At 45.5% G+C, this 21159-nt stretch carries 28 protein-coding genes; 5 read left to right on the top strand and 23 right to left on the bottom strand.

The genetic code is table 11. The annotated features are described in order from the left end of the window. Positions 1 to 124 precede the first annotated feature (124 nt). The 16 genes from C5470_RS09595 to C5470_RS09670 form a co-directional block, all read right to left on the bottom strand. The gene (locus C5470_RS09595; RefSeq protein WP_166288215.1) at positions 125 to 1168 is read right to left on the bottom strand and encodes a baseplate J/gp47 family protein; all 1044 of its coding nucleotides are present in this window, start codon (positions 1166 to 1168) and stop codon (positions 125 to 127) included. After that, complete coding sequence (locus tag C5470_RS09600) at positions 1158 to 1493, bottom strand: DUF2590 family protein (protein WP_166288218.1); 336 nt, start codon at positions 1491 to 1493, stop codon at positions 1158 to 1160. The genes C5470_RS09595 and C5470_RS09600 overlap by 11 nt, the downstream gene beginning before the upstream one ends. Then, complete coding sequence (locus C5470_RS09605) at positions 1486 to 3588, bottom strand: phage tail tape measure protein (protein WP_166288221.1); 2103 nt, start codon at positions 3586 to 3588, stop codon at positions 1486 to 1488. Before C5470_RS09605 ends, C5470_RS09600 begins: the two co-directional genes overlap by 8 nt. Beyond that, positions 3585 to 3725 (bottom strand): DUF6890 family protein, encoded by a 141-nt coding sequence (locus C5470_RS09610; protein WP_157975293.1) that lies wholly within the window; start codon positions 3723 to 3725, stop codon positions 3585 to 3587. The genes C5470_RS09605 and C5470_RS09610 overlap by 4 nt, the downstream gene beginning before the upstream one ends. Positions 3726 to 3775: 50 nt before the next feature. Beyond that, entirely contained in the window at positions 3776 to 4045 is a 270-nt protein-coding gene (locus tag C5470_RS09615; RefSeq protein WP_166288224.1) for a putative phage tail assembly chaperone, read from the bottom strand. A 101-nt stretch (positions 4046 to 4146) separates the two neighbouring features. Then, positions 4147 to 4539, bottom strand: coding sequence for a hypothetical protein (locus tag C5470_RS09620; protein WP_422631065.1), 393 nt, complete (start codon positions 4537 to 4539; stop codon positions 4147 to 4149). Further along, positions 4536 to 4874, bottom strand: a complete 339-nt coding sequence (locus C5470_RS09625) for a M15 family metallopeptidase (RefSeq protein ID WP_139654948.1) — start codon at positions 4872 to 4874, stop codon at positions 4536 to 4538. The genes C5470_RS09620 and C5470_RS09625 overlap by 4 nt, the downstream gene beginning before the upstream one ends. Beyond that, complete coding sequence (locus C5470_RS09630; protein ID WP_166288227.1) at positions 4871 to 5164, bottom strand: phage holin family protein; 294 nt, start codon at positions 5162 to 5164, stop codon at positions 4871 to 4873. The genes C5470_RS09625 and C5470_RS09630 overlap by 4 nt, the downstream gene beginning before the upstream one ends. 9 nt (positions 5165 to 5173) lie before the next feature. Beyond that, on the bottom strand, positions 5174 to 5629 hold the full coding sequence (locus C5470_RS09635) for a phage protein (RefSeq protein WP_166288230.1): 456 nt from the start codon (positions 5627 to 5629) through the stop codon (positions 5174 to 5176). Continuing rightward, entirely contained in the window at positions 5626 to 6747 is a 1122-nt protein-coding gene (locus tag C5470_RS09640) for a DUF2586 domain-containing protein (RefSeq protein ID WP_166288233.1), read from the bottom strand. The genes C5470_RS09635 and C5470_RS09640 overlap by 4 nt, the downstream gene beginning before the upstream one ends. Before the next feature lie 22 nt (positions 6748 to 6769). Next, the gene (locus C5470_RS09645; protein ID WP_166288552.1) at positions 6770 to 7447 is read right to left on the bottom strand and encodes a hypothetical protein; all 678 of its coding nucleotides are present in this window, start codon (positions 7445 to 7447) and stop codon (positions 6770 to 6772) included. Beyond that, entirely contained in the window at positions 7444 to 7941 is a 498-nt protein-coding gene (locus tag C5470_RS09650; protein WP_166288236.1) for a phage tail protein, read from the bottom strand. Before C5470_RS09650 ends, C5470_RS09645 begins: the two co-directional genes overlap by 4 nt. Further along, positions 7938 to 8390, bottom strand: a complete 453-nt coding sequence (locus tag C5470_RS09655) for a head completion/stabilization protein (RefSeq protein ID WP_146747930.1) — start codon at positions 8388 to 8390, stop codon at positions 7938 to 7940. Before C5470_RS09655 ends, C5470_RS09650 begins: the two co-directional genes overlap by 4 nt. A gap of 98 nt (positions 8391 to 8488) precedes the next feature. Next, positions 8489 to 9214: a phage terminase small subunit gene (gene gpM / locus C5470_RS09660; protein WP_166288239.1), complete on the bottom strand. Its 726-nt coding sequence runs from the start codon at positions 9212 to 9214 to the stop codon at positions 8489 to 8491. After that, positions 9214 to 10245: a phage major capsid protein, P2 family gene (locus C5470_RS09665; protein ID WP_166288242.1), complete on the bottom strand. Its 1032-nt coding sequence runs from the start codon at positions 10243 to 10245 to the stop codon at positions 9214 to 9216. Before C5470_RS09665 ends, gpM begins: the two co-directional genes overlap by 1 nt. Before the next feature lie 32 nt (positions 10246 to 10277). Further along, positions 10278 to 11108 (bottom strand): GPO family capsid scaffolding protein, encoded by an 831-nt coding sequence (locus C5470_RS09670; RefSeq protein ID WP_166288245.1) that lies wholly within the window; start codon positions 11106 to 11108, stop codon positions 10278 to 10280. A gap of 158 nt (positions 11109 to 11266) precedes the next feature. Between C5470_RS09670 and C5470_RS09675 the strand changes: the two genes are divergently transcribed. The 3 genes from C5470_RS09675 to C5470_RS09685 are packed head-to-tail and all read left to right on the top strand — an operon-like array spanning position 11267 to position 14399. Continuing rightward, positions 11267 to 13045 (top strand): terminase large subunit domain-containing protein, encoded by a 1779-nt coding sequence (locus tag C5470_RS09675; protein WP_166288248.1) that lies wholly within the window; start codon positions 11267 to 11269, stop codon positions 13043 to 13045. After that, positions 13045 to 14097, top strand: coding sequence for a phage portal protein (locus tag C5470_RS09680; RefSeq protein ID WP_166288251.1), 1053 nt, complete (start codon positions 13045 to 13047; stop codon positions 14095 to 14097). Before C5470_RS09675 ends, C5470_RS09680 begins: the two co-directional genes overlap by 1 nt. A 35-nt stretch (positions 14098 to 14132) precedes the next feature. After that, entirely contained in the window at positions 14133 to 14399 is a 267-nt protein-coding gene (locus C5470_RS09685) for an Ogr/Delta-like zinc finger protein (RefSeq protein WP_166288254.1), read from the top strand. Positions 14400 to 14420: 21 nt separating this feature from the next. Here C5470_RS09685 and C5470_RS09690 read toward each other — a convergent pair whose 3' ends face one another. The 7 genes from C5470_RS09690 to C5470_RS09720 all read right to left on the bottom strand — a co-directional run bounded on the left by C5470_RS09690 (position 14421) and on the right by C5470_RS09720 (position 18773). Continuing rightward, on the bottom strand, positions 14421 to 14594 hold the full coding sequence (locus tag C5470_RS09690) for a hypothetical protein (RefSeq protein ID WP_166288257.1): 174 nt from the start codon (positions 14592 to 14594) through the stop codon (positions 14421 to 14423). A gap of 90 nt (positions 14595 to 14684) precedes the next feature. Beyond that, complete coding sequence (locus C5470_RS09695) at positions 14685 to 16907, bottom strand: replication endonuclease (RefSeq protein WP_166288260.1); 2223 nt, start codon at positions 16905 to 16907, stop codon at positions 14685 to 14687. 25 nt (positions 16908 to 16932) lie between these two features. Then, positions 16933 to 17193, bottom strand: a complete 261-nt coding sequence (locus C5470_RS09700) for a DUF3850 domain-containing protein (protein ID WP_166288263.1) — start codon at positions 17191 to 17193, stop codon at positions 16933 to 16935. Further along, positions 17186 to 17617, bottom strand: a complete 432-nt coding sequence (locus C5470_RS09705) for a TraR/DksA C4-type zinc finger protein (protein WP_166288266.1) — start codon at positions 17615 to 17617, stop codon at positions 17186 to 17188. Before C5470_RS09705 ends, C5470_RS09700 begins: the two co-directional genes overlap by 8 nt. Continuing rightward, positions 17610 to 17813, bottom strand: coding sequence for a DUF2732 family protein (locus tag C5470_RS09710; RefSeq protein ID WP_166288269.1), 204 nt, complete (start codon positions 17811 to 17813; stop codon positions 17610 to 17612). The genes C5470_RS09705 and C5470_RS09710 overlap by 8 nt, the downstream gene beginning before the upstream one ends. A 79-nt stretch (positions 17814 to 17892) precedes the next feature. Beyond that, on the bottom strand, positions 17893 to 17997 hold the full coding sequence (locus C5470_RS22770; RefSeq protein ID WP_242687886.1) for a DUF5347 family protein: 105 nt from the start codon (positions 17995 to 17997) through the stop codon (positions 17893 to 17895). 254 nt (positions 17998 to 18251) lie between these two features. Then, positions 18252 to 18773 (bottom strand): phage regulatory CII family protein, encoded by a 522-nt coding sequence (locus tag C5470_RS09720; RefSeq protein ID WP_166288272.1) that lies wholly within the window; start codon positions 18771 to 18773, stop codon positions 18252 to 18254. 394 nt (positions 18774 to 19167) lie between these two features. On the opposite strand from C5470_RS09720, the gene C5470_RS09725 reads away from it, so the two are divergent. Next, positions 19168 to 19731, top strand: a complete 564-nt coding sequence (locus C5470_RS09725) for a phage repressor protein CI (RefSeq protein ID WP_166288275.1) — start codon at positions 19168 to 19170, stop codon at positions 19729 to 19731. Then, on the top strand, positions 19731 to 20756 hold the full coding sequence (locus tag C5470_RS09730) for a site-specific integrase (RefSeq protein WP_166288278.1): 1026 nt from the start codon (positions 19731 to 19733) through the stop codon (positions 20754 to 20756). The genes C5470_RS09725 and C5470_RS09730 overlap by 1 nt, the downstream gene beginning before the upstream one ends. Positions 20757 to 21159: the final 403 nt, after the last annotated feature.

Genomic DNA, 21159 nt, shown 5'->3' on the forward strand with positions numbered 1-21159 from the left:
CTAAATTAGACATGCCTGAGGAGCTCCACGATTTTGTTTTCTTTGACAAAAACTTTGATCGTGCCTCAGGCACTTAGTTCCCTTCTTAAGCAAATCTCAGGTTAATTATCTTAACTGACAAGCATTAGGCATACGGCCATGTTTTTTTCACGTGATATTCGGTATTTTCCCGAAAAGCACAGCGGATAAGGTTTCCTACATCCATTTTCAAAGCGACGATTTGTTCCTGGCTGTAGTTCGCCACGTTCTCGACAAATAGCGTCACCGTCAGCGCGTGATGTGTTTCCGGCAGCGGTAAACACTGCATATCATCACCATGCCCATGATGTCCCCGATGGGTGATGTAATCGTTCACTACGTCAATAAAGGGCTGGCTGATGACGCCCGAATCCAGTAACAAATAGGCGTTTGCCGTTCCGGCGCCACGAGGCGCATCATGCAGGAAAAAAATGCGGTCGATACTTAAGCCTACAACACTGGCAATCATGCCGCGGTAAACTGCGTCCGTGTGATAGTTACCCACAAGGTTATATTGATTCCGGCAACGATCACGCAAATCATCGTCAGATTCCGCATCTGCGCCGGGTGTTAATAACCAACCTTCCTCATTTTGCACGCTTTCAATACCGGATACGGACACGGGCAAGAGACGAAAATAGCCGGGCGCAAGGTTGAATGCTCCCCCTGCGGTCTCTGCGGTTACAGGCAGTAAGACACTGGTGACCCCCTCCGCAATGACCACGCTTTCCGTGGTGCTGACGCGATAGATTTCGCCATTAATACGTTCAGTCTGGATCACCGTTCCGGCGGGCACGGTCACCATCGATGCCCCTGCGGTTTTATAGAAGCGGAGCGCACCCTGCGCAGCGGATGCGGGTTTACGTTTCAGGTTGACGCCCCACGCAAACATATCCAGCCATGTGCCGGATGCGGTCGCCAAATACATATTTTTTAAGGTGACATTGATTAACGCCGCTTTCAGCCATAACACAGGGCGCGTCACTAGGGTGTTAATCAGCCGCCAAAACGGAGACATTTTCGACGTGTTAGTGACAAGCCCTGCCTCATCCACAACTTTAACAAAGGCGGCACTGATTTCGGCCTCGGTGGTCGGCATCCCGCCATCATGTAACACCTTTTCGTAATCAATCGTCGGTTTAGTTTCCATTGCCCACACTCACGTTGATACGGCCAAACTCGTAAGTTTCGGCGAATATCCATAATTTAGTCGGTGATTCTTCATTAATGATGATCGTCCCTGGAATAATTCGCTCGTCGTCTTCGACCAGAATTTCTATCTGTGTGCGAATGTCTGCCCGTAGTGTTGGACTGCGTTCGGCAATAAGTTTCGTTGCCAGACCACTTTCAATAATGGCGTGCACACAATCCTGACCGATGGAAACACGGTTATGACAGAAACGTGGTTCATTCCCTGAATTGAGTGTGAAATTGCGCTCGTTAATGAACAAATCAATGTATTTCGGCTCATCCATATGCCACGTGCTCCCATTCCGTTAATTGCTCAGGTGTCATGCCGTTGGAAATATTCAACGTCACATTTTCAATGCGGCGGCTGTTATCATTGATAGTCTGTGAGTGGGTTGTCACTTCTTTGAGCAGACCATTTTTATTAATGCCCTGCTTTTTCCCGCCCGTTAATACACTCTGCGTTTTAGACAGTTTAACAACCTTACCAGGCTGAACCATTTGAGATTGTCCCCGTAATACCTCACTGGGCTGAAAAATGATTTTCTGGCTATTCCCATCAATACCCCTCTCAGGAATCGCCGCTTTTCCCATTGGTTCAGCAACGGTTTTTTCAATGGCCTGGGTTTCAATATTGATACCGGGAATACCATTTAATTTATCGACAATCCAATTATAGGTATCGCTAAACGACTCCATCAGCCAATCCCATAAGCCGCCAAAAATATTGCCAATGCTATCCACAATGCCCGAAAAGGTATCTGCCAGTGAAAAACGGCTAAACCCGTTACACAGATTATTCCAACCCTCCGCGATCCCATCCCAGACCGCACTAAATATCCCGCCGACCCATTTCACATAAGCCGCCACAATCTTAAATGCCGTGGTGTTCATCATGGTGGCTTTAATTTCGTCCCAATGCTGGATCAGCTTATAAATGCCGTAAGCGAGCAAAGCGATAACGGCAATAATCAGCAATATCGGCCAGCTCATCAAGGTGAAAGAGACACCCGCCGACATTGCCGCAATCCTGACTGCCAACAGAACACCCCGCAAAACTCTTAGCGTAACGTTCCATACGGTAATGGCAGCGTTATAGAGCCATACTGCCGCCGCGCCCAATTTCAAGCTCAAAGTACAGGCTGCCCAAATCCCCTTAAGGCCAATCCAAATAAATTTAGACACGCCCATCACGACATTGGCGGCAGCCCCCGCAGCGGCAAAACTCAGAATACCGATGGTGATATAACCGACCCAACGGGCGATATTCGGAAACAATTTCAGCCAGCGCCCCAGTAATTGACTGGCATTGGCAAGCCTATTGACCAGTGAAGAGATCACCGGGAGCAATGTTAAACCGACGGCGATACGGATATTCTGCCAAATAGCGTGTAACCGTTCCCACGGGTTCGCCATCCGCTCGGCCATTTCGCGAGCACGTTTCAGGCCATCATTGGCCCCTAATGCCGAAATAGTCTTACGCAGTCTATCCACATTGCCATACAATTGTTTTACGACAATGGCAGAATCGCCAAACGCTTCCTCAATTTCCTTTTGTGCCTTGAGATTGCCCTCAATGTTCTTGCCATATTTGGCCTGTAGCTTTTCCAGCATTTCCGGCAGGGTTAACATATGACCGGACGCATTAACAAAGCTGATACTGAGTTTCTTCGCGCCCTCAACGGCATCGGTCAAAAACGATTCATAAACACTACTGGACTCTGTACCCAATGCACGGTGCAATTCTCCCAATACCGCCAATTGTTCATCAATGCCTACCCCGAAATGCGTTCCGGCTGCACGTGCCCCCTCCATCAAATCCGCGATTTCATCCAGACTGGCGCCAAATGTTTTCGACATGATGATAGCTTTTCCCGCCAGTGCCTCAGCAAATTGAATATTTCCCACGGCTTTGGCATGGCTGGAGAAATTCGAAAACATCTGCCCCATATATTTGGCCGTCTCTGTTGCGCTGGATTTCAGGGCGGCAGCGGTGATATTGGCAATGTGAGTCATCTGCGGTAAGTCATTTTGTGACAGTTCGCTCATCTTCTTACTGATTTCCACCGTTGATTGCACAAATTCAATAGAGGATTTGCCATACAGTGAACTGAATTTCATGGCATCCGCAGCCACTTTCGCCATCGCACCACTATCAACCCCTTGAAGTGATGCTTCTGTCATCGCATCATCCCATTGAATAGCCGGATCAAGCACTCCCTTAATTGACCAGAACGTCCCCGCTAACCCTGCGCCGCCGACGGCAATTTTTTCAAACGCTGTTTGTGATACTTTGGCAAACCCAGAAACAGCCGCTTTCGCACTGGCAAGCGGTTGTGTCAGTTTATCAATTAGGCTCAATGTAAAATCTAATTGCCTCATGGTTCACCCTTTAATGCCAATGCAATACCATTCGCGGTGGCGATTCGCATATTTTCCCAATAACGATTATCCAGCCAAATTGCACGGGCTAAATTGTCCTTATTATCGTTCTCATTCGGTAAATAATGACGGCGCAATATTAGCGCTTGTTCAAACAGGCTGTTATCAATGGATTTAACCCGCGTATTTAGTTTTTTATTTCAATTTCCAGTTTGGGTGCATATTCCGAATTAACCTTCTCAACAATTTGCATCGCTGCACCAGGGATTTGTAATAACTCATCCAACGCGGATTTAAACGCAGGTTGAACAATACGACGCAAATAGGTAACAATGGGCACGACCTTATTATCCATTGTCATATCGTTAATCATGCTGTTATAGGCAATAATGTTCGGCTCGAATGTCATTTCATTTTCGCCAATCATTAAGGTAATCATTTTATTTTCTTTGATCATGAGTTAATTCCTTTCTTTTATTAATTTCATCCACTAATTGATTATGCCGCGCGGCGCAATTGCCATATAAGGTGGAATACTCCATCACGATATTGGCTAAATTATTTCCGGTCATCCCCATCAGTCGCGGTAACGTTTCCTGGCACTTTTTCAGTTGGTTTTCCTGATAGAGTACGCTCGATATTTGCGGCTGTATCGTTGTACATCCTGACAAACTCAGGGCTAACGCACACATGAGTAAAAACAGGCTTGACCACCTCAGTACGAATTTCTCGTGAGGCAGCATTAGCGATCCCCTCCAATTTAGATTCCAGTTGCCTTGCGGATTCACTGGAAATCTGTTGTATTTCCTGCTGGATTTTCTCCCCTGCGACATCCACGGCATGAATAATTTTCAGTTCAACACTGTCACGGTAATAGCGGTTTACCTGCCAACCTGCACAAAACGCCAGGGCAAGGAAAGTCAAATACAGCGTCCGGGCATTGAACATCATTTCACCCCATTATGCGCCAGTGAGAAATGATTGCCGTCCGGTCGGGAAAATCGTCCACCCCACGTACCGCCAAGGGATTCCCAATATTCTCCTAACGGTAAATAAGCATGACTGTTTGTCTGATACTCCCCCCGAATAAATAAATTCAGATCTATCGCCAGTCGCTGAATATGCAGACTATTAGCAATGCCTTTCCCTGTCTGAGCGTTCAACTTGGCTTGTTCTGGTGTACGGTAAGCCTCGCCCAAAGTGAGGCGATACCCGCGCTCATCTGCCCATAAAATCAGTTGAGCGATCAAGACGGTAAAAAGCTGTTGTTTTTCACTCAATGTCATTTCTTTAACTTCCCTGTTAACAACACGCTACCGCGCTTACGTAACCAGACTTCAATTAACTGATATCCAGCAATCCCTAATGCGCTGCCTATCCCTGTAACCGCTATCGGACTGATACCCGGCCACCAAATCAACAATACCCCCGCTATCACCGACACCGCCGACCCTAAGATAATCCGACCAAGAAACAGTCGTAAGGTGATCGGTTCGTTGCTTGTGAGCATTTTTCCTATTGCGATAAGTGCCCCCAACAATACCAACGTAACAAATGTCTTTTCGTGCTCTTCCATGAGCGCCTCTTATCCAATTAGGCTTTGCGTCAGTTCTGCTTCCAGATAGGGAATACCATTAATGCGCACAAAATCGGGGCTGGTCACCACGAATTTCACTTTGTGGGTCATCACACTACCGCCTTTAGGATCAACGTCCAGAATGTCGCTAATGATGAGTTTGCAGCCGTAGGCTTCAACCTTTATTTCTTCATTGCCTGCTTTGGCATACCACATCAAATCAACGAGCTTAATGCCTCGCCATGAACCCGCCGCGCGCGCTTTAGCAGTGACGATATCCAGATATTTGGTGCTGAGTTCAATTTCACCCTCTGCCGCTACATCACCGGAGAGGTAACCATCCGGCACACCCTGCGTTTGGGCGGCGGCGGTGTTATCAGTAATAGACAAACTGACCTTTTCCGCATGAACCAGATCCCCATCCATATTAAAATCAACCGACTGGCCTGAAATCCTTTTGCTCATGCGATTTTCTCCAGACTGCTATCTAGCAACAGACTGACAGAGATCCCTTTCGGACATTCGTAAGTGCGGATAGTGATATAAATTTCCACCGTGTTTTTATTGCGCCATGTAATCACCACATCGCCATCTTTCGGGGATTTCACCTCGCCGGGGAAAGTGACCCCGTTAATTTCAGTACTGCGCGACATTTCACGCAAGGTACGGGCGAAGTATGCCTGATGCGTTGCGATACTGCCCGGCGTACTGTTTAAGCTACGGTCGGCAATTTTAGCGATAGCCTGCAAACGTACTCGACGCGCGACTTTATCAACAACCCGCAAGTTTTCGATACTCTGGCAGTCTCCGCCTTCTACGTCCAATGTGCGACCATCTGACCAATACATGCCGTCATAATCGGGATACCACATCGGCACACTGAAACGCAGTTTTTCCAAGGCTTGCAAGGTTGCCAGATCCATCGGCTGGCCTGTGCCATCTTTCGGGAAATCGGTTGAACCCAAATCCACCAATGCCCCGGTTTGTACCCGTGCGGGACTGTCCGCCACGGTGACGGCGCGGTTACATAAACGCCCGGCCAATACTCCCGCCTCATTGCCCCATAGGCACGGCACCAGTTGCACCGATGCCACAGCTTCGCCCTTTTGTAGCTCGGCCAAACGGGTGACATAATCCACCCAAGTCTCTTTCGCCTGTGCGCCATCAACCGCCAGAATGGCCCACTGCCAGCGGCCAAATTTAGCCATCGTGTTGGCTCGCAAAGTTTGCGCTGCCTTAATCATGGCTTTGGTTGCGCCGACCGTCAGCGTATAGCCCTCAACACTGGCTATACGCTGCGCCGACGTCACCGCCTCAACAAACGCCAATTCATCCGCCGATTCCGGCAATACATGGACATACCCAGACCAGTTTTGCCCCGCATTTGCCATCGCTGCCAGTACGTGACGTTTGAGGACGGTTTGTGCCGCTCCCAGTACAGCATCAAAGTCCGTCTGGGTATTAACCGCAATAGTTTTACCTACGTTGGTTTTTCCCGTCCCAACGAAAAGCAAGACTCGCTCAATTTCCCTGGTTTCGCCTTGCAGTTGGTTAACCTGGTTAACCTGAACATGTGGCCACATAATTTAATCCCTTATTAATGCACTAACCTGCGCCGTATCCAATACCTTGTAACTGGCGAGCCAGCGCCCGGCTAAACGCTTCATCATTCATGCCTAAGAATTCCCGCGCGGGAACGTCAAACGACCATGAATTTTTTACCGCCTCGCCGTTCAGTTCACGGATCAATGTCCCTGCCTGAATAAATGTCATCTTGGCGGTAATTTCCTTTATCGGGGGCTTACGCCAGCGTTGACCCTTTCTGACCTGATAACCCAAATCCCGCAATTTTTTCGCCTGTTTGATAGTCGCCATACGCTCACGGTCAACTCGCTTTTGCACCTGCCGCCGACTGACCTGAACACGCATCCCGTTTTGCTGTGCATACCCCACCACACCCGCAGGAACCTGCTGTTTTCCGTTCCGGTAATGTCCGCCTTGCAGGTAAATGCGTACAGCATCCCTTTCCGGCATTTCCCGGATATGCAGCAACTTCGGCATATTCCTGAGCATCTTCTTGCGCCACGGACTTTTTCTGGCAGTCCATTGCCCGCCATCCGGGGATTGCTGATGACGCACATGGCGTTTTGCCGCCTGAATCACCCCGTATTTCGCCATCCGCCATAACAGCCGTTGGCGCTTTTTCGGGAGTAGCTCAAGGTCACTCAGTGCGTTTTGCAGTGCCTTAAGCTGATTTCGGTTTAACTGACCATTTATCATTATTGTCTTTGTCCAACGGGTGCGCCTGACTCATTCACACCATGCACAACCCCATTTTCAGCAAACCAGATTTCAGTATCAGCCAGCCTCCAGCGCTTACCCTCAAAGGGGATGATGCCGTTTTTATCTTCACGCATGACAACAGGCTCTGACAGTGACAACGACACCACAACCACAGCGGTTTCTTCATCCACGTCAACGGTCATCGCTGGCCGTTCCGGCTCCAAATTGGCATCCCCTAAATCATTGCCCTGCCCAGTCAGCCACACCTCTATTAACAATGGGACATATCGCGGATCAAACTCTCGGTATGGGAAACGCCCCCAAGCAATCACCGCCTCATACTGCTGGATAAACATCTGGTATTGCCCCAGACCTAAATCCCGTTGCGCAGGAATAAAACGAATTTCATCCATTTCACTGGTAAATTCTATCTTACAGAGACGTTCTGGCAGGTTTTCCCGCAAAAATGCCGTTAAATGATGTAATTTGCTCATATCATGCGTACCGTTGTACGCCCGTATCCCTTCATATTGCGGATAACAAAAGCCGCTTCCGCTAATAAACGGGGACGCAGTTCAGGACTTTCTTGTGACGGATGAGGGGCACGACTGACAATAGCCGTGTATTCCCCCAACAGATCCGCTTTTGCCCTGGCATAAACAGCCTTTTTATACTGACCGACTAACGCATTAACGCCATTGATAGCCATGCCTGGCACATCTGCGGCTTTCTGATAGCCTTTTGCCTGCAATCGGACTTTCAGACGCTGTAAGTCAAGATTGATTTCAGCGGCACTTGCCAGCAATGCCTGGGCTAACAGGTCATTATCTAAGTCAGCCGGAATATTGCGATTAACCTGAAATTCCCGTAAGTTCAAATCCGGCCAAAAACCGTCATTGGTCAACGGTTCATCCCGATAATCGAGGGTGTTGCCACTAAACATCTCGCCTCTCCCATCCATAAAAAAGCGGGCAGTCCGGTTTCCACGACCATAAGCAATCCCTGCCATGCCTCCACCGCGCCCGCTCCGGCTTGCGGTAGTCATTGTTTATCTTGGTATAGCGATTGGGTTGTCAATGCCCGTAGACGGGCGGCAATCCGTTGCCGATAAGTTTTTACCCCTGATTTTGGATTGCACTGATGCGCTTTTGATAACCAGATATCCGCCTGCTCCAGCACATCCAACCTATCAACCGAACTCGCCTTAATGTCGGCGTTATCCCCTTTTAGCCGGTTTAAGGCAGCAAATTTGTAGTATTTCGCCTTGATTTTCTCGTGTACTTGCCATTTTTCAGTCACATTGTTGAATGTCCTTGAAAAATAGGGTTCAACACTATTCCCGGCGTCGGCTTCCACCTGTGCCCAGAGTAAAACAGTGTCGGCCACAAAGGCCGGAAAGCTACTGCGAAAATTGTCGGGGGTGAGCTGCCCTTGCTCAATGGCAATATCCGCCCAATCCAATCCTTTGGCAAAATCCCCAATATCAAATAACCAAATCACACAGTAAGCAAAAATCGGGTTTCGGTAAATTTCCCCCTCGGCTATGTAGCGTTCCGCCGTGGGTAGATAATTAGGCAACAATTCCCGCTTTTTCATCTCTACCCGTTCCGCCGTTAACGCCAACTGACGTAACCGCTTAATATCCTGCTCAATGGCGCGGGCTTGCAAGTGCATACTCGCCCCCTCTGCAATGGTAACCGCTTGTTGCCTCGCCAGTTTCTGGCGAAGTTCAACCGCTGCCCGGTGTCGTTGAGCAGGTGACAGCATTATTCTGTATCCAGTTTTTCAGCAGGTTCAGCCACAGTACCGATAATTACGGCATCTTCATCATAGGCCGCGTACAATTCCGGCTCTTCCAATGCATAGCCTTCATTGCGTAAGTATTTATTTTCGAACTGCTTGCGGTCATCCTCAAACGCCGCCTTACGCTGGCGAGTATTACGCTGTGTCAGAATTTGCAGATTCGGCAACATAGTGACTGTCATACGTTTACCCGGTATAAATGGCGGGATCATGGCCGGACGGCCAGCGATGGAACTACTCAACATCTGTGCCGCAATCTTTTCGGTCGGTTTATCTGCCGCCTGATACAACCTATGCTGTTCCGCTGCCACCAAATCCGCCCCAACTAATACAATTAAACGTGGGTCATGACGAAATTGTTGCGGAATACACGTATTAATTAGGTCTGATGCCATCGCATCCAATGACCGAAAATCGCCATGTTCGTCCAGTTTCACAGGCGTCATAATCACCTGCTTGCCATCGTTCCACTCTTTGGCGATTTGATGCCAACCCCTATTGACATCTTCACCATTCGGATTGGCTTCTGGGTCAGTGTCCTCAGCCACTCTTTTTCCATTAAATCCAATACGGATCATATCCAGAGCAAATGACTGATTAGTAAATTCCTGCATTCGTTGGAAGAATTCGTTTTCATTGCCAGAGTTCGCCCAAATGGACAGTAAGTCCCATCTCAGCGCCGCGCCGGAATCGGTTTCAACCAAGTTGTATTTATTGCCGTCAACACCGGTTTTACGCATAAAACGGCCATCTTTTTTACGCCCGGTGAATAATCCAGGATTGCCGACTGACACTACCTGGCCGGAAAGGTGATCCACATCCGCACAGGTGATCATGCTGAGGAATTCCACAGATTCCAACAACGCACTGCGCAAGGCAATTTCCTTCGGGTCAGCCAGCGCAAAGTAACGCGATATATCTTCTACTCCATAGTCTTGGGCTAATCCCGCCGTATATTTCTGTAAAAATGACCGTGCCCGATGATTCAGTTGCATAGCTCTTCCCTTTGCCTTTTTCCATCATGGAATTACAGAAATTTAAAAGGCTCGTTTTTGTCGCCTTTTGGGTTACGCGAGGGTAAGCGGGTAGCAATACCGTCCAATTTGTTAAACCTTTTTAGAATATCGGGCAAACTGTCACGTAAACGCGCAAATTCTTCGGTATCGACAACCGCTTTCATTGCCTCGACATCTTCCTGAACGTCAGCGACTTCTTGCTCGGTGGACTCCTGTTTATCTTCAAGCGCGGTAATTCGCGCTTCCAAATCGGCTACCGCCTGGGCCAGCGCCTGCAACGCATCATCACTTGATGGTGCTGGCTCAGTTTCTTCTGGTTCTTCAATATTAAAAAAGCTTTTCCATCCTTTTTTGGCCTTTGCCATGTCGTTATCCTTTATGTGTTTAACCTCATCAATAACCAGCGGCTTATACGCACCGAATCGACGATGTTGGTTCCTTTTTTTAAATTGCAGACGCGTTGTGCCCACGCAGGCGGGTGAGTCAGTCACTGCCAGTCCTTCCAGATAGGTTTTGCCGGTTCCGCGAAAATCACCATCAGGCGTAAGTTCAACAGAGGTAAACAGTAATTGTCCCTCTCGATTGGCCTGTAACAAATGATGATTGGGTCGCAGTTGCGCATATAAGCGTAAAACCCCATCATCATCTCGTTCGGCTTTAACGGCTAACACTTCGCCCATTGCCCCGAACCCACGCTCATGTTCCGGCCAAATGCGGGCGGTGTACAACGCCGGGTTATAGAGTTCGGCCGCATCTAAAATCCATTGAGGTTCCATCACTCGGCCATCGACCGTGTCGCCCTCCGTGGCAATACATATCCAGTTAGTCATTAACTGAGACATATTTAATTCCTTCCATTTGAATCAAATACAGTATTGCGGATTCAATAAAATGCTGCGAATGGTTTAATTCTGATGAATTCGGATATAACGCCATAACCGATTCAGGTAGAAATTGAATGAGCGTCAGGATAAATCTAGCCCTGCATAATATGATTACTATGGCTAAATACTCTGATGAACTCATAAGTGTCGCCCGTTCTTTATACCTGCGGCGATATACTCCGGCAGAAATTGCCCATGAATTAAATCTGCCGAATCGGCGGATCATTTATTATTGGGCGGAAAAATGGCATTGGGCGGATATGCTCAGCCATGAAAGTGTTGTCGAAGCCATTAACCGTCGGATTGCCGTGCTCAGTGAACGCAATAATAAAACCACGTTGGAATTGGACGAACTTGATCGACTAATAGCCCATCATGTGAAATTGATGGCACAGGAAAATAAGCATAAAGAAAAGCTGGCCGAAATTAAGGCGCAAGAAAAATCAGGCGGTGATTATATCCCATCCAGTGAGGGTGAACCCAAGAAAAAGAAACGCTATCGTAAAAATGATATTTCGACACTGACTAAAGAAGATTTCCAGAAATTTGTCGATGAGACGCTTTTCAGCTATCAAAAACATTTGCGCAATAATCTGGCAAAACAGATTAGAAATATTCTCAAAAGTCGGCAAATTGGCGCGACCTGGTATTTCGCCTTTGAGGCATTCGAGAATGCCGTGTTAACTGGCGATCCTCAAATATTCTTATCCGCCTCAAAACCACAGGCAGAAGTTTTCCGTTCGTATATCGTCAATATCGCTGAATGCTTCTTCGGTGTAACGCTGACAGGCAATCCTATTCGGCTCAGCAACGGCGCCGAACTGCGTTTTTTATCAACCAATAAAAACACGGCACAATCCTATTCCGGTCATTTGTATTGTGACGAATATTTTTGGGTGCCTGATTTTAAACGCCTCAATGAAGTTGCCTCCGCAATGGCAACCCATGACAAATGGCGTACCACCTATTTTTCAACCCCCAGCGCCAAAACGCATCCCGCCTATCCATTTTGGATGGGTGACGAATGGCGCGGCAATGATCCCAAACGTAAGAACATTGAATTTCCCTCTTTTAATGAACTCCGTGACGGGGGTCGTGATTGCCCGGATGGTCAATGGCGCTACGTCATTACCCTGGAAGATGCCATTAAGGGCGGATTCAACCTGGCATCCATTGAAAAACTGCGGAACCGCTATAACCCAGACACCTTTAACATGCTGTATATGTGTGTGTTTGTTGATAGCGGCGCCGCTGTTTTCAAATATCACCAACTGGAAAAATGCGGCGCTGATATCCATCTCTGGGAAGACCACGATCCCAACGCACGGCGTCCCTTCGGGGATCGCGAAGTCTGGGGCGGCTTCGACCCGGCCCGTTCTGGCGATACTTCAACCTTTGTCATTGTTGCCCCGCCCATGATGGCGCCCGAAGTTTTTCGGGTATTGGCAACGTTCTACTGGCAAGGCATGAACTGGAAACACCAAGCGAAACTGATTGAAGATCTCTGCAAGCGCTACAAATTTACTCATATCGGTATTGATACCACGGGGATTGGTCACGGTATCTATGAAATGGTGCAGGACTTCGCCCCCCGACAAACCCACGCTATCCACTACAACCCGCAAAGCAAAAACCAACTGGTCATGAAAATGATTGATGTGGTCAGTGAGGAGCGTATCGAATGGGATGTAGAACAAAAAGAAATTCTGGCCTCATTTCTGGCTATTCGACACACCACGACGAAAAAAGGCGGCAGCATGACCTTTGTCGCTGACCGTTCGCGGGAAACCGGACACGCTGACGTGTTCTGGGCAATCGCTCATGCCCTGATAAATGAGCCGTTAAATTACGACAAGAAACGCACCTCTAAATACACATTTGCCAAGGCTGCATAATGAAGAAAAAATTAAGGAAAACCCGTGCACATTCCCCACGCACAAACCACCGTCAACGGCAAATGAGCTTAATCACGTTAGGCAAACCTGAACCGATACTCACCACCAGGACGGATTATCAAAATATCGGGTATGACAATGACTATGACCATTACACACTACCGATTGACCGGTTGGCCCTGGCACAACTGACCAACATGAACGGTCAACACGGCGGTGTACTCTATGCTCGTCACAATATGATTGCCTCGGACTATTTCGGCGTTCGAGGCGGAGTAAGCCATGAGCAATTCAAGTCCGCTGTAATTAACTTCCTAATTTTCGGTGACGTAGCGATCCTGAAAGTCCGTAACTTCTGGGGTGATGTGGTCGCACTGGAGGTCTTGCCCTCGCTATACCTGCGCCGCCGCAAGGATGGGGATTTTGTGGTATTACAGGCGGGTGAACCCTTGGTTTACTCACCGGAAGAAGTGATTTTCATCAAGCAGTATGACCCGCAACAGCAAGTTTACGGATTGCCGGATTATATTGGCGGTATTCATGCCGCCCTGCTCAACGCTGAAGCCACCATTTTCCGTCGTCGTTATTACCACAATGGCGCCCACACTGGCGGTATTATTTACACCAACGACCCGAATATCTCTGATGAGACCGAAGAGGAGATCATACGCAAACTACACCAAAGCAAAGGCATTGGCAACTTTGAAACCCTGTTCGTAAACATTCCCAACGGCGACCCTGACGGCATTAAATTTATTCCGGTGGGTGATATTTCAGCCAACGATGAATTTGCCAACGTCAAAAATATCAGCTCGCAAGATGTGCTGACCGCTCACCGATTCCCGGCGGGACTGGCTGGCATTATCCCGACCAATGTCGGCGGGTTGGGTGATCCTGAAAAAGCCCGTGAGGTCTATCGCCAGGATGAAGTTATCCCCGTCCAAAATATGTTCATGAATGCGATAAACACGCATGATATACCTGAAATATTACATATCCGTTTTAAACAAGATCGCGTAAGTTCGTGTGCAAAATGTGCAAAAAATAGGTAAAATTACCGAAAATGGATACGTTGGGAATGAGGAACATGCGCGTATTAAAAATAATCTGCCCTGAATGTGGCGCTAAAGCGGTTATTCGCAAAACGAATCGAAAACACCGTGAAATTGCTGATCTGTATTGCGCGTGTTCCAATGTTGAATGTGGTTATACATTTGTGATGAATTTGACGTTTTCACACACGCTGAGTCCCAGCGCAAAAACGGGTGATAAACTGTTGCAGACTGTGATTAACAACCTCAACCCGCAACAGCGTCAAATGGCATTGGATTTATTGCAAACTAGAACTGCCTAATTCAAGCTTTGAGCCAAGCCACTATTTAGTGGCTTTTTCATTTTCATCAAATTGCTTAATTAATTGAGTAGTCAATTCTGAACACCAAATAAGAGCTTGATAACGCTCATCATTACTGCAACCTCTATTAGTAGCCAAGCGTAACAGCAAATCAACTCGTTCCAGTGAAATTGACCCAGCAAAAAAATCTACCATACTATCCTCTTAGCTCCAAAATACTGTTTTTTTATACAGCATATATAAATATAATTAACAAGTGAAGTAATTCTGTTATGAAATAGCGTGTTATGTGATTTCTATCGTTTCTGATTCCATTTTCTTCAACATGTTCAGATAATGGCCTTTGGGGTCACGAACTATTTCATTAGTATCAATCTTGATACCCAAATTTTCACTTAACCTACTCATTATCATTTTTGTTATTTCAGTATGCGTTTTTTTAACTTTATGTAGATGACCGAACATAGATAAACAATAACGTTGTCCATCTACGACTATGCTACTCCCCCTCAGTAATGAACGAGCCAGAGCATGGCTCATCTCTAAACCGTGCAAGCTAGCTGATTCATAGACCCGCCGTATTTTTTCGTCATCACTCATCTGATACCAACTATGATGAACCTCTTCTAAACACAGATCATTCCCTTTTCTGACCATACTTCGTGCCTCCGTACAGTTATTGACAGAACTCCAAGAGGAAGAAAAAACCAAACCCTCGCCCGTAGGTACAGCGCTGAATTTAGGAACAATGTTCCATTTAACAGTACGGGTAACAAAAGAAGAGGACTCGCCCAAACGGGGCGAGTAAATACCTGAAATGCGTTGCACGCCCTCACCGTAGGCATTACCTTGTTCTGTGATCTCATACGAGAGACGCACGGTTAAATCCTTCCGTGCAACCAGCGCACCGCCCTGAAACTCGGTATAGGCTGACCAGTTGCCAACATCTGCGGCAAAGCGCACGTTATCCATATCCTGATCAGGCAAAATTTGCTCATCACCACGCAGACGACGCAGTTCGCGCCAGACAGAAACCGGAGCACCGCCAATCTGCTGAAACTGACGGATGCGCCAACGGCTCGCCCATGCAGAAACAGAGCGGGACATATCCTTGAGGTTGTGCCCTGTCTCACTGTCAATTTCACCGTCAAGTGCGTACCCGTCGATGTTTTTTGAAATATATTTGGCGATATAGCCCGTTGCACTGCCCTTTTCTGGATCTATCCGCTTAACAAAAAATCGAGCGTTCTGTGCTTCTTCGCTTTTCAACTCGTGTGCATCTTCTTGGGTTGCGTACTTCTGCACAATTTCCCGCATTCCTTCGACGTGCTCAGGCAGCATAAATAACAACAGATGCCAATGCGGTGTACCGTCATGATGCGGTTCAACAACACGGAAACCAAAAACACTAATCCCCGCACGAGAATAAGCAGCGCGAATTTTCGCCCAAACCTTACACAAATACCGCTGTGTATCCCTTGGGGTCGCACCGTTCCAGTTTTTCACAAAACCGCCACCACTATGTACAGAGTGATATTTAGAAGGTGCTGTAATAGTATAAAAATCTCCTACACAGCCCATTTCGTTAGCCAAGTCCTCAAAACCACGCTGACGGATCATAAGTTCACAACGACGGACGGCAGGGTTCGCAATGCTGCCCAAGACCTTATCGCTTAACGAAATTCGCTCTCCATCTTCGTTTTCTAAATCGAACGATTGCAGAAACTCCCAATTTAGCCGCTTCTGCTCTGCCCATTCGCTCAAAGTCTGACGTGAAACATAGGATGAAACAGCTTTCTGCACCTGTCCGACAGCAATTGCAATATGTTCGGCACGCATATCACGTATCCGCTTTAAACGGATGTACCACCATTGATCTGACATCATGCGCAGCAATCCGGCACATAATTGATCTTCTGTCGGTTTAATTCGACCTTTTACAAATTGCTGCCAATATGGGGCTATCGTTCCCGCTTGCTGTGTCAATTTAGCCAAACGGGTATAGACATGAATTAATCTACGGCAAGCGTCCTGCTCATTCTGTAGGGCCTGTTCAACATATTGGTCGTAACTCTCAGCCATAAACCGCGCAACCTCATGCGCAAGCTGTTTTATTTCTTTACGTCCTAATGTTGGCAATTGTTCCAGCGATTCAATAAACGGGAACGGCATAACACCAGATACAATATGCTGGAACTGGTATTGTTCATTGACCAATTTTAACCGTGGTAATACGTTCTCGCAGAACTGACGTAAAAACGCATTAGCCCGGCGGCGACCAGATTGATTGAAAATGTTGGCGTAACGTGTTGCAAGGTAGATCGCCAGTGAAGGCGGCACATCCTCAAGATATTGATGCCGCCATGCATAATCGTTAGGGTTCGCCTCCCACATAATACGTTCAGCCAGAGTTGCATCATTCGGCAACCCAGGCTGAAATTCTATACTCTGGCGATACATTGAACGCAGCGCATCGCCGTTATTTTCTTCTTTTCTTTCAATATTCATGTTACAAACAATTAACGGGAATTAATTAAAATAAAAGCAAAACAAACTCTTCCGCTATCTGCGGATACAAATCTTTATTAATTACCGTTACATGGGTTATTTTTCCTGAAATCAATCTTCCTATGAAATTTCCATTATCATCAATTTTATTCAATGCAAGAAAATCACCTGTTTTATATTCTCGATCATTTACTCTAAATTTTGATTTTTTCTTTCCGTTATCAATGGCTATAACAAAAATTATTTTTAATGATGAGTTTTGTTTTTCACTTTCATGATTATTCACCCTCACGAAAGAAAAAATTCGGTGATAGCAATGTAAGTTCATATCTGATATTTCCATATGAATAATCACAGCTAACATCATCCCTTATCACAGAATTAACGATAAAGGTTTTAACCCTAACACCTTTATATTCACGCAAAATAACAATATCGTTTTCCTCAATCACGGGCATAAATACCGATATATCAATACAAAGCTGATGATTTGACACAATGCAATCAAAATTTTTAGTTGTTAGATCATGATATCTAGTCATCTCACATACTCCTCCTGTAATTTTCATCCGACGTTCTACGGGGATTACTTCCCCGCAGTCCTCACATTCAAATGCAGAAACACCAACAGGGCGGTTTATATGCTTTAATATTCTGCGCTCTAATGTTTCATCTACATGTTGACAAGCACGGTCAATAACATCAGACATAGTGCCACTCCTGGGCCTGACGCTCGACGCTCTCAGATTCACGTTGCAAAAGCGCTGCACTGGCCGCGTGATCCATTTTATTTTTCAGAACATGAGCGGACAACTTTGCTAAACGGGATGAAAATAAATCTGCATAATGTTTACGCTCATCCTCCCGCACCTTTTTTATTAACTGATCAATACCTGTAGCTTGCATTTATTAATTTCCTTTTTTTAGGTAATAAAAACCCCTGACGTGTTAGCGCCATTAAAATTAAACCGGTAGTTATTTTTATTTAATTAGGCAGTGATAGATTATTCGGTAATAATGCACTCGTTGCCTTAATAAGATTGATTGCTCTTATCAAATTAGTCATTTCTTCACCGGTTAATTCATTCAATGCCAGTTCATGCCTATCAGTTGGTATCCGTGCTATATAGAAAATCCATTAACCCGCGCTTCAAAAGATATTGAGAATGCGCGTTGTTCACTTGATTCAAATTGATATTCCGTGTTCATATAAACCTCATCGAATCAGGAACAGAATAAAATAAGCAAAAGCACATAGAACGATGGGATAGATAAATCTATCTTTTTTGGGTTTAAATGACTCACCAGTCAATTTATATTGATGTTCTTGCTGCTCTAATGCATTCATGCTGACCTCACACTAACAATGCTCCCAATACCTGCAACAACATCAACAGCCGAACTGGATGCAGGATTAGTATGCCATCTTGATGAAATGGTGATATCCGCTAAAGTTAATAATCTGATCGCATTATTAGCCGATCTCTTAAACTCAACCACACGGGTATGGTTGAAATGACCACCCGAAACAACAGCACTTGCCAGTTTTCCCACTTCTGCCGTTGCACCTAACAAATAACTCGACATGTTGGAATCACAAATCTCATTCACCGGCACCGATGGTTGACACTGCAATTGCTCCAGTAATCCATCCAAAATAGATGCGTCTTGCGTTGCATCGGTTAACTTCATCAAGTCAACACAAGTCAGCATATGGGACTGTTCAGGGTTCAACTTGTTGCACAGCATTTGCGGATTCATTCCGATAACTCCCGCAATTTGAGCTAAGTTGCCCCTACGAGCGTTGGCGAATGCCCGGCAAGCACGATTAAAGTGTGCTTGTTTGGAAACTTGGTAATCAAACATTTTTATTTACCTTTCAATTCCCATAATGTAAACACAAAAATCAAGAGCTAACGATTGATTGATCAACCTTTGGACCAATCCCACCAATCAATGAAAACTCGTTCATTTGGTTTTTTCTTAGGTCTAATTTTCACCTTACCAGTAGCAACGTAATACTTAGCGGTTCTCAAGCAAATACCTGATAAACCACAAAATTGTTGATACGTAACCCAGCGAGGCTAAGCTTGTATTGAATTAATAATCTGCATAGTGCAAAATTCTCTTTTCGTGATCTATGTTATCAACTGTTCGTGATTGTATAACACTGTCCCTTAATGTTCTTATATGTCTAACCATAAGCATGATATGGCCGCCAAATAAGAACGTCAATATTAAAGTTCGCTTTTGGTGAAAAATGAATTTAGAAACTGGTGCAAGACCTGCCATAGATAGGATTTGTGAAGCGTACGGCTTTACAACAAAGAGTCAGCTAGCAAATTACTTAGGTATAAGCAAAGGTTCCCTAGGTAACAGAATGTTACGCGATAATTTCCCCTCTGACCTGGTATTACGGTGCGCGTTAGAAACAGGAGCATCTATCGAATGGCTCTCATTCGGTACGGGAAATGTTTACAGTGCAATTCAAACTGAGACCGTAAAATTAGCAACATTTAAATTGATTGATGAAAAACTAGCCCGCTCCAATTCTCTCATTTTTGACAAAATTATTCTTCCCGAAAACTACAATGACCTTGACGCTATCAGAGATGGCAAAAACATTTATTTTGTCGATAAAAGCAACAAAAATATTGATGACGGTAAGTGGTTAGTTGAATTTTCAGGAAAGCATTCATTCAAAGATTTGCTTCTTCTTCCTAGTAATAGGATTCGTATGGATGGTGGTAAATATCCAATTGATTGTGATATAAACGAAATCAATGTATTAGGAAAAGTTATTTCTATTTATACGGTCTTATAATGTCTGTCAAAAAAATTGATTCTGGTGAATGGCTCTGTGATCTACGGCCCAATGGCGTGAAGGGCAAACGTATTCGTAAGAAATTTGCAACTAAAGGCGAAGCTGTTGCTTATGAGCGTTATATCTTGGGTGAAATGGAAGATAAACCTTGGATAGCGGAGAAAGAAGATAACAGAAAACTATCTGAGCTAATTTCACTCTGGCATTCACTCTATGGCCGAACATTAGCAGACCCCGCCAGATTACTGTCAAAACTGACGGCCATCTGTAATGGGCTAGGTGATCCTACTGCTAATCAGCTTACTGCCGCTGACTTTAGTAAATACAGAGAACAGCGGTTAATGGGTTTCTTACCTGATTCAAAAGGTAGAATCATGGCAGTAAAACCAATCACAGTAAACCTTGAACACCGTAATTTATCGTCTGTCTTTGGTACTTTAAAAAAACTTGGTCATATTAACTATCCTAACCCATTATCAGGTTTGCCAGCATTCAAGATTCAAGAAAATGAACTGGCCTTTTTATATCCTGATGAAATTATTCAGTTACTGGATGCCTGCAAGGAATCCAAAAGCAAAGACTTAGTTTTAATTACCAAAATCTGTTTAGCTACAGGTGCACGTTGGAGCGAAGCGGAAGAATTAGAAGGTAATCAAGTAACCCCGCATCGAATTACATTTATCAAAACTAAAGGCAAACGTAACAGAACCGTACCTATTTCCGAATCACTATATAATCGGATTCCCAAGAAACGAGGTAAATTATTTACCCCATGCCGTAAATCTTTTGAACGGGCGGTAAAACGTGCTGGAATTGACTTGCCAGAAGGCCAATGTACTCACGTTCTACGGCACACATTCGCCAGCCATTTTATGATGAATGGAGGCAACATATTAGTATTACAACGAATTCTAGGCCATACAGACATCAAGATGACTATGATCTATGCACACTTCTCCCCTGATCATTTAGAAGACGCAATAACAAAGAACCCTCTCACACAGTTGAAGTTAGAGAACCAATAAGATCCATATTGTGTCCACTCAGTTTAAAAACCAGTGTTCTATATTGTTCCTTATTGCACGATAATGCATTGAAAAATAACATAATTATATGTTTTATATATATATCTAGGAAACTGTAGGAATTTCGGACGCGGGTTCAACTCCCGCCAGCTCCACCAATTTAGCAAGGACAGTGACAGGACAACAGCTTTAAAAACAGTGAGTTAGCAAAGTTGATTGGACACTGACCGGACAATGAAGGGACACAAAAGGATACGCAAAGGAGCCGCCGAGCTTTTGGAAAAACCAACCATAATTAGGTTGGTTTTTTTATACCCGTAGCACAGCAACCAATTCCTCACAGTCAGGTATTAATACTATACTCATTAACCTCTATCATAATGCGTAGTGCAAAATAAAATGC

The organism is Photorhabdus stackebrandtii (assembly GCF_011189495.1).
GTDB lineage: Bacteria > Pseudomonadota > Gammaproteobacteria > Enterobacterales > Enterobacteriaceae > Photorhabdus > Photorhabdus khanii.